Below are 8030 nucleotides of genomic sequence, written 5' to 3' on the forward strand. Positions count from 1 at the left end.
AAGCCGGGGGACGCGCAGGATCGTCGGCGGACCGAGAGGGCACACGCACGTCATGGCCAAACAGAACGTAGCCGAGCAGTTCGTCGACATCCTCACCCGCGCCGGAGTCGAACGCCTGTACGGCGTCGTCGGCGACAGCCTCAACCCCGTCGTGGACGCCGTCCGCCGCCACCCCGGCATCGACTGGGTGCACGTCCGGCACGAGGAGACCGCCGCCTTCGCGGCCGGCGCGGAGGCGCAGATCACCGGCAAGCTGGCGGCGTGCGCCGGGTCCTGCGGACCGGGCAACCTGCACCTCATCAACGGGCTCTACGACGCCCACCGCTCCATGGCCCCCGTCCTCGCTCTCGCCTCCCAGATCCCCTCCAGCGAGATCGGCCTCGGCTACTTCCAGGAGACCCACCCCGACCGGCTGTTCCGCGAGTGCAGTCACTACTGCGAGCTGATCTCCAGTCCGCAGCAGATGCCGCGGCTGCTGCACACCGCCGTGCAGAACGCCGTCGGCCGCTCCGGGGTCAGCGTCGTCTCCCTGCCCGGCGACATCGCCGGGCAGCCCGCCCCCGAGGGCTCCGCGGAGACCGCGCTGGTCACCTCCCGGCCCACCGTCCGCCCCGGCGACGACGACCTCGACCGGCTGGTGCGGCTGATCGACGACGCCGAGAAGGTCACGCTCTTCTGCGGCAGCGGCACCGCGGGCGCGCACGCCGAGGTGATGGAGTTCGCGGGCAAGGTCAAGTCCCCGGTGGGACACGCCCTGCGAGGCAAGGAGTGGATTCAGTACGACAATCCGTACGACGTCGGGATGAGCGGTCTGCTGGGGTACGGCGCCGCCTACGAGGCCACCCACGAGTGCGACCTGCTGATCCTGCTCGGCACCGACTTCCCGTACAACGCCTTCCTGCCGGACGATGTGAAGATCGCACAGGTCGACGTCCGGCCCGAGAACCTCGGCCGCCGGTCGAAGCTGGACCTGGCGGTGTGGGGGGACGCGAAGGAGACGCTGCGGTGTCTCATCCCGCGGGTGAAGGAGAAGAAGAGCCGCAAGTTCCTCGACCGGATGCTGAAGAAGCACGCCGACGCCCTGGAGGGCGTGGTCAAGGCGTACACCCGCAAGGTCGAGAAGCACACGCCGATCCACCCCGAGTACGTGGCGGCCGTGCTGGACGAGGTCGCCGACGAGGACGCCGTCTTCACCATCGACACGGGCATGTGCAACGTCTGGGGCGCCCGCTACATCTCGCCCAACGGGCGGCGCCGGATCATCGGTTCGTTCTCGCACGGCTCGATGGCCAACGCGCTGCCGATGGCGATCGGCGCCCAGTTCACCGACCGGCACCGGCAGGTCGTGTCGATGTCCGGCGACGGCGGCTTCTCCATGCTGATGGGGGACTTCCTCACCCTCGTCCAGTACGACCTGCCCGTGAAGGTCGTGCTCTTCAACAACTCCTCGCTCGGCATGGTGGAGCTGGAGATGCTCGTCGCCGGGCTCCCCTCGCACGGCACGGACAGCAAGAACCCCGACTTCGCCGCCGTCGCACAGGCGTGCGGCGCGTTCGGCGTACGGGTGGAGAAGCCCAAGGATCTGGCCGGTGCGCTGAAGGCGGCCTTCAAGCACAAGGGCCCGGCCCTCGTCGACGTCGTCACCGACCCCAACGCCCTGTCCATCCCGCCGAAGATCAGCGCCGACATGGTGACCGGGTTCGCCCTGTCCGCGTCGAAGATCGTCCTGGACGGAGGCGTCGGCCGCATGCTGCAGATGGCCCGCTCCAATCTGCGTAACGTGCCCCGGCCTTAGTACTCATCCGCGCTTATATGCGCGGAGTTCGGCCAATTCCCCGCCCACCCTGGCCGAACCGTCCGTCACGAGGCCGTCCCGATGAGTGCCGGGCTCCCGATCGGGCATGGAACATCGTGAACGTGTTCGAGCGCGAGGGGAACCGGCACCGGCACGCGGGTGGGGGACATGGACAGGCAGGCACGGAGGAGCGGACCTGCGGCGGTCGGGGCCCGCCCGGTGGACGGGACGGTGGGAAAGGCCGACGACGCCATGGACGCGACGCCCCAGCTCAGGCGGAGACTCGGGCGCGACGACCTGGGGGCGGTGCCCGAGGCGCGCCGGGCGCTGCGCGAACTGCTCCGGCACTGGGGGCGGCCGGGCCGCTCGGAGGTGGCGGAACTGCTCGCCAGCGAGCTGGTCACCAACGCGCTGCTGCACACCGACCACGACGCGGTGCTCACCGCGACGGTCGGTCCCCGGGCGCTGCGGGTGGAGGTCCGGGACTTCGTGGCGCGGTGGCCCCGCACCCGGGTGGTGACGACCGGCGAGAGCACGCACGGCAGGGGGCTGATGCTGGTGCAGACCCTCGCCGACGCCTGGGGGGTGCGCAGGCACGCGGTGGGCAAGTCCGTCTGGTTCGAGCTGGAGACGGCCGGGCCCGCGTGAGCCCGCGGGCCCAGGGCCCGCACACGCGGAAGGGGGCGCGACCCTCGGGCCGCGCCCCCTTCCGGACGGCTTCCGTGCCGCAGCCGGTCAGCCGAACCGCCAGTCAGCCGAACCGCCGGCCGGCCGAACCGGCGGTCAGCCGAACTGCTGCTCCAGGTCCTTGAGCTTGCGCTCCAGGGAGTCCAGGCGCGGCAGGGCCTGGGTGTCGTCCTCGGCGGTGAGGTCGACGGTGATCGGGTCAGTGCCGCTGCGCACGGGCTGCAGCGAGGGACGCTGGCGCACGGGCAATTGCTCCGGCGTCGATATGGCAGGCTCCGCGGACACCTGGTCCGAGCCGCGCTCCACCGCCTGCACCTCGACCTCGACCTGGCGTCCGCCACGGCCGGGGAAGCGCTGGTGGCCACGGCTGATGGCCTTGAGCTGCGCCCGCTCCCGGCGTCCCTGCTCGCGCCGGCGCTGGCGGTTCTCGTCCTTCTTCCGCTTCTCGTCGCGCACTTCCTCGACCGCCTCGTCCAGGCTCCGCACGTTCTCCAGGAGCATCAGCGACCAGGCGCCGTAGGTCTCCCGGGGCGCGCGCAGCCAGCGGACGATACGGATCTGCGGCAGCGGACGCGGCACTAGGCCCTGCTCGCGCAGCGCCGCCCTGCGGGTCTGCTTCAGCGCGCGGTCGAACAGCACCGCGGCCGACAGGGACATGCCCGCGAAGAAGTGCGGGGCGCCCGCGTGGCCCAGGCCCCGGGGAGCGTGCACCCAGTTGAACCAGGCCGCCGCGAAGGCGAACGTCCACACGAGTATGCGGGAGCCGAGCGCCGCGTCACCGTGGCTGGCCTCGCGCACCGCGAGGACGGAGCAGAACATCGCCGCCCCGTCGAGGCCGAACGGGACCAGGTACTGCCAGCCGCCGGACAGGCCGAGGTTCTGCTCGCCGAACCCGACCAGACCGTGGAAGGAGAGCGCCGCGGCGACCGCGGCACAGCAGAAGAGGAGGATGTACGAGACCGTGCCGTACAGCGCCTCCTTGCGCCGGCGGCGTTCTTCCGCACGCTCCCACGAGTCGTCCGCGCTCGTGTCCTTCCCCGAGGAGCGCTTGCCGCGCGCGAGCACCGCCACCGCCGCCAGCATGCCCAGGAGCAGCACGGCGCCCGGAAGCAGCCAGTTCAGCGATATGTCGGTCAGTCTCATCTAGGGGTCCCTTGCATTGGGATAGGGCGTAACGCCCGCCATAGTGGCCCAACCCCGACAGCCCTCAGGGGTTTTCGGGGCAAGAGGCCGCCAAGGGAGTGCGGGGGAACGGTCCGGGGCGGCATTCTGCTCGAACTGGCGCTTGAGGAGCGGGAGTTGAGTTCGGATAAGAATACCCGTACGGGTGGTTCCGCGGGAACTGCCCGCGACGGATGGGGGAGGTGTGAACCAGACGTCGCCGTACGCGGGTCACCCGCTCGGATGATCTTAAATGACGCCCGGACGTGCCCCGCTCGCGCTCCCCGGGAGCGTCCGGGATCCCCGGTCCCGCGCGGGTGGGCTGACGCAATGTGCACCCATGGTTCTTGACGGACGAGTAACAACCAGCCGTAATGACCGCATAATGGCCTCAAGCAACGACACGTCCCCAGGAGGACCCGTGAGGGAGGGCGCGCAGAGACCGGCCGGTACGGGGACACCCGCCGTCCGTACGGCACCGGCCGCGCGGGTGCCCGCGCAGGCACAGCCCCGGACCGCCGGGCTCCGGCCCGGTGACGAGGCCGTACGCGGCGAGCACACCCATGCCGACGTCCCCGCCGGGCCGTCGCCGTCGCCGTCCCCGCCGGCCCGGCCGCAGGTGCGGCGGTCCTCCGTGCGCCGGCAGGTACTGGAGGCCCTGCGCGCCGCGCTCGTCTCCGGCGAGCTGCGGCCCGGCGAGGTCTACTCCGGGCCCGCGCTCGGCGAGCGCTTCGGCGTCTCCGCCACCCCCGTACGGGAGGCCATGCAGCAGCTCGCCCAGGAGGGGGCCGTCGAGGTCGTGCCCAACCGGGGTTTCCGCGTCGTCGAGCGGGGCGCCCGCGAACTGGCCGAGCTGGCCGAGATCCGGGCGCTGCTGGAGGTGCCGGTGCTGCTGCGGCTCTCCCGTACGGTGCCGGCCGAGCGGTGGGCGGAGCTGCGGCCGCTGGCCGAGGCGACCGTCCGCGCCGCCTCCTCGGACTGCCGCGCCACCTACGCCGAGGCCGACCGCGCCTTCCACCGCGCGATGCTGGCGGCCGCCGGCAACGAGCAGCTGGTCCGCATCGCCGACGACCTGCACCGCCGGGCGCAGTGGCCGCCGGCCGGCGGCCCCGCCGCACGCGGCCGGGCCGACCTCGTCGCCGACGCCCACCAGCACACCGCGCTCCTCGACGCGCTGATCGCCGGGGACGCGGAGGGCGTGCGGGCGCTGGTGGCGGAGCACTACGAGGGCGCGCGCTGACCGGCGCCGCGCGGGGCACCGCCCCGCCGGGGTCAGGGTTCGATGAGGCCGGCGCGGATCGCGTACCGGGTGAGTTCCAGCCGGTCGCGCAGGCCCAGCTTCTGCAGGAGGTTGGCGCGGTGCCGCTGCACCGTCTTGACGCTGATGAACAGGATCTCCGCGATCTCCTTCGAGGAGTGCCCCTCGGCGACGAGTTTCAGCACCTCCTCCTCGCGCGGCGTCAGCACGTGGCCGGGTTCCTCGCCGTGCCGGACCCGGTCCAGGTAGTTGCGGATCAGGGCGGTCACCGCGGCCGGGTACAGGAACGGCTCGTCCCGCATCGCCGCCCGGCACGCCGCGACGAGATCGCGGTCGGCCACCGATTTCAGGACGTATCCGCAGGCGCCGGCCCGCAGCGCCTGGAACAGGTACTGCTCGTTGTCGTGCATGGTCAGCATCAGCACCCGCAGCTCCGGGCGGAGCGCCGCCAGGTCCCGGGTGGCCTGGAGGCCGGTCAGCCGGGGCATGGCGATGTCCAGCACGGCGAGGTCCACGTCGTGGCCCCGGGCCAGCTCGACGGCCTCCGCGCCGTCCCCGGCCTCGGCCACCACCGTCAGGTCCGGCTCCCGGTCCAGGATGAGCCGCACCCCGCGCCGGACCAGCGCGTGGTCGTCGGCGAGCAGGATGCGGATCGGCGGGCGGGCGGGGGAGTCGTACGGCGGGCCGTCGGAGGCCGGGTGGATGGTCATCGTCAGTGCTGCTTCCTCGCCACGGGCGTTCAGTGCTGCTTCCTGGGGACGGGCGTTCAGTGCTGCTTTCTGGGGACGGGCGCGGTGAGCCGGATGCGGGTGCCGGCGCCGGGCGCGGAGGTGATGTCCAGGGCGGCGCCGAGCAGCAGCGCCCGCTCCCGCATGCCGCGGATGCCGGCGCCCTCGGACACGGACTCCATGCCGCGGCCGTCGTCGACGATGTCGAGCAGGACCGCTCCGCCGCCGTCGCGCAGACTCACGTCGACCCGTTCGGCGTCGGCGTGACGCGCCACGTTGGTCAGGCTCTCCTGGGCCACCCGGTAGAGGACCAGCTCCGTCTCCGGGTCCAGGGCGGGCAGGCCGCTGTCGCAGCGGCGCCGCACCCGCAGCCCGGTGTGGGTGGCGAAGTCGTGGGTGAGCGAGGCGAGGGCGCTGGTCAGGCCGAGGTCGTCGAGGACGCCCGGCCGGAGCCTGCGCACCAGGCGCCGTACCTCGTCCAGGCTCTCCCGGGTGATCTCCTGGGCCTGCTGGAGCTCTTCGCGCATCGGCTCCGGGGCCTCGTCGGCGGCGCGCTTGAGGACCAGCAGGATCGCGGTCATGCTCTGCCCGACCTCGTCGTGCAGCTCCTGGGCGATACGGCGGCGCTCGGCCTCCTGGGCGAGCAGGGCGCGGCCGCTGCTGGTCGCCCGCTCGTGCTCCAGGCGGGCGAGCATGGCGTTGAAGGTGCGGATCAGTTCGGCGGCCTCGCCGGTGGGCGGTTCCGTCAGCCGCTGTCCCGGGCGGAGCAGGTCGACGGTGGTCATCAGCTTGGTGAGCCGGCCCAGCGGGGCGAGACCGAGGCGGAGCAGGGCGCCGTTGGCGACGAGCATCACGGCGAGGCCGACGAGGAGGACGACGGCCTCGGCCAGCGCGACCGACACCGAGACGGTCACCGGGGCCAGCAGCAGTACGGCCGTGGCGGCGCCGAGCACCACCGCGTTGAGGCAGAAGATCCGCCAGAACAGCGACACCGGCGCCACCTCCGTCCCTCATGTCACGCGCATCGGTCCGCTGACCAGCCTCGCCGGTCGCACGGGGGCGGGTCGATGGGGGCCGACCCCCATTTCCGCGCGACGAGCTGCCCGCGTCCGCGTGCACGCGACACCCACGGTCCGTACGTCCGTGGCACCCCGCTCGGTGGATACCGCGAACCGGGCCGAATGGGGCGCGGGCCCGATGGGCGCGGGGCGCGGGGCGGGCCACGCTGGAAGCGACGCGCGCTGCCCGCGACAGTTCTGTGACGAACGACTCCGTGACGAACGATTCCGTGACGAGCTCCGTGAGGAAGGACCCCGCCGTGCCGCCCGACGCCCACCGGACCGGACCCCGCCCCGAGCGGCTGACCGACGACGAGGCCCGCCGCCACCTCGACCACGCGCGGGCCAGCCGGCTGGCCCAGCTGCGGGCGCTCGCCGCGGCGGGCCGGCCGCGCACCGGCCGGGAGGCGGCCATCGAACGCGACCTCGCCCGCATCGACGAGGCCGCCGCCCGCCTCGACGAGGGCACCTACGGCACCTGCCTGACCTGTGCCCGGCCGGTTCCGGCGGAGCGGCTGGAGATCCTGCCGTACGCGCGTACCTGCGTCGCCTGTCTGCGCCGGACCGCCTGACCGGCCGCCGCCCCGAGCCCACGCCCACGTGCACGTTCGCGCAAGGAGGTCTCCCCGTGGCCGGTGACGCCGGTGACTTTCCCAGCTGCCCGCCCCCGCGTGTTCCGCCGTGGCGCCGGAGCCGCAGCGTGCTGTACCGCCGTACCGACCGGCTCCGGGCACGGCTCGGCATCGGCCTGCTGCTCGCCGTACTGGTGGCACTGCCCGTGGTCATGGCGTCGACGGGCGACCGCGCGCACCGGCACTTCAGCGAACGCGCCGAGAGCCGTGAACGCGACCTGCACCGTACGGAGGCGGTCCTCGTCGCCGACGCCCCGGACTCCCCGGCGCCCCGGCCGGTCGAGGCGGAGGTCCGCTTCACCGGGCCGGACGGCGGTACGGCCGTGGCCCGGACGGACGTGGAACCGGGGCTGCCCGCGCTGAGCACGGTCCCGGTGTGGGTGGCCGCGGACGGCCGCCTCACCGACCCGCCGATGACGAGGGACGAGATCCGCAGCCGTGCCGCGGGCTGGTCCCTGCTCGCCGCCCTGACCCTGGCCGCGGCGGCGGCAGCGGCCTACGCCCTCGCCTCCCACGCCCTCCACCGCCGCGACCTGGCGGCCTGGGAAACAGAATGGTCAGCCACGGCCCCCCGCCGCCCGATGTCCCCGTGAACGGGGCCGCCCACACCGGGACCCGGCCGCCCGCCGATCCGAACCACCGGCCGCGCACGCCCCCTCGCCACCAGACGCCGCCTCGCCCCGCGCCGCGCCCCGCGCCTCGCGCCGCCTC

8 protein-coding genes are annotated in these 8030 nt (G+C 73.4%); 5 read left to right on the forward strand and 3 right to left on the reverse strand.

Going from position 1 to position 8030, the window contains the following annotated elements; all coding sequences use genetic code 11:
* Positions 1-52 precede the first annotated feature (52 nt).
* A complete protein-coding gene (locus UW392_RS31180; protein WP_320778509.1) occupies positions 53-1795 on the forward strand; it encodes a pyruvate dehydrogenase in 1743 nt (580 codons plus the stop codon).
* A 252-nt stretch (positions 1796-2047) separates the two neighbouring features.
* Positions 2048-2443, forward strand: coding sequence for an ATP-binding protein (locus UW392_RS31185; protein ID WP_320778516.1), 396 nt, complete (start codon positions 2048-2050; stop codon positions 2441-2443).
* A gap of 135 nt (positions 2444-2578) precedes the next feature.
* On the opposite strand, the gene UW392_RS31190 is transcribed toward UW392_RS31185, so the two are convergent.
* A complete protein-coding gene (locus UW392_RS31190) occupies positions 2579-3625 on the reverse strand; it encodes a DUF2637 domain-containing protein (protein WP_320778510.1) in 1047 nt (348 codons plus the stop codon).
* Between the two features lie 439 nt (positions 3626-4064).
* On the opposite strand from UW392_RS31190, the gene UW392_RS31195 reads away from it, so the two are divergent.
* Complete coding sequence (locus UW392_RS31195) at positions 4065-4883, forward strand: GntR family transcriptional regulator (RefSeq protein WP_320778511.1); 819 nt, start codon at positions 4065-4067, stop codon at positions 4881-4883.
* A gap of 32 nt (positions 4884-4915) precedes the next feature.
* On the opposite strand, the gene UW392_RS31200 is transcribed toward UW392_RS31195, so the two are convergent.
* Positions 4916-5611 (reverse strand): response regulator transcription factor, encoded by a 696-nt coding sequence (locus UW392_RS31200; protein ID WP_320778512.1) that lies wholly within the window; start codon positions 5609-5611, stop codon positions 4916-4918.
* Positions 5612-5667: 56 nt separating this feature from the next.
* Positions 5668-6621: a HAMP domain-containing sensor histidine kinase gene (locus UW392_RS31205; RefSeq protein WP_320778513.1), complete on the reverse strand. Its 954-nt coding sequence runs from the start codon at positions 6619-6621 to the stop codon at positions 5668-5670.
* Between the two features lie 296 nt (positions 6622-6917).
* On the opposite strand from UW392_RS31205, the gene UW392_RS31210 reads away from it, so the two are divergent.
* Together UW392_RS31210 and UW392_RS31215 are read left to right on the forward strand one after the other, a co-directional pair.
* Positions 6918-7259, forward strand: coding sequence for a TraR/DksA C4-type zinc finger protein (locus tag UW392_RS31210; protein ID WP_414496722.1), 342 nt, complete (start codon positions 6918-6920; stop codon positions 7257-7259).
* Between the two features lie 128 nt (positions 7260-7387).
* The gene (locus UW392_RS31215; RefSeq protein WP_320778514.1) at positions 7388-7912 is read left to right on the forward strand and encodes a hypothetical protein; all 525 of its coding nucleotides are present in this window, start codon (positions 7388-7390) and stop codon (positions 7910-7912) included.
* The last annotated feature ends 118 nt before the right edge of the window (positions 7913-8030 follow it).

This window comes from Streptomyces sp. CRN 30 (assembly GCF_034105845.1).

What these genes read in the sequence shown, in the direction of transcription:
- UW392_RS31180 (WP_320778509.1), top strand. Translation starts at nt 53, where the DNA reads ATGGCCAAACAGAACGTAGCCGAGCAGTTCGTCGACATCCTCACCCGC.
- UW392_RS31185 (WP_320778516.1), top strand. Translation starts at nt 2,048, where the DNA reads ATGGACGCGACGCCCCAGCTCAGGCGGAGACTCGGGCGCGACGACCTG.
- UW392_RS31190 (WP_320778510.1), bottom strand. Translation starts at nt 3,625, where the DNA reads ATGAGACTGACCGACATATCGCTGAACTGGCTGCTTCCGGGCGCCGTG.
- UW392_RS31200 (WP_320778512.1), bottom strand. Translation starts at nt 5,611, where the DNA reads ATGACCATCCACCCGGCCTCCGACGGCCCGCCGTACGACTCCCCCGCC.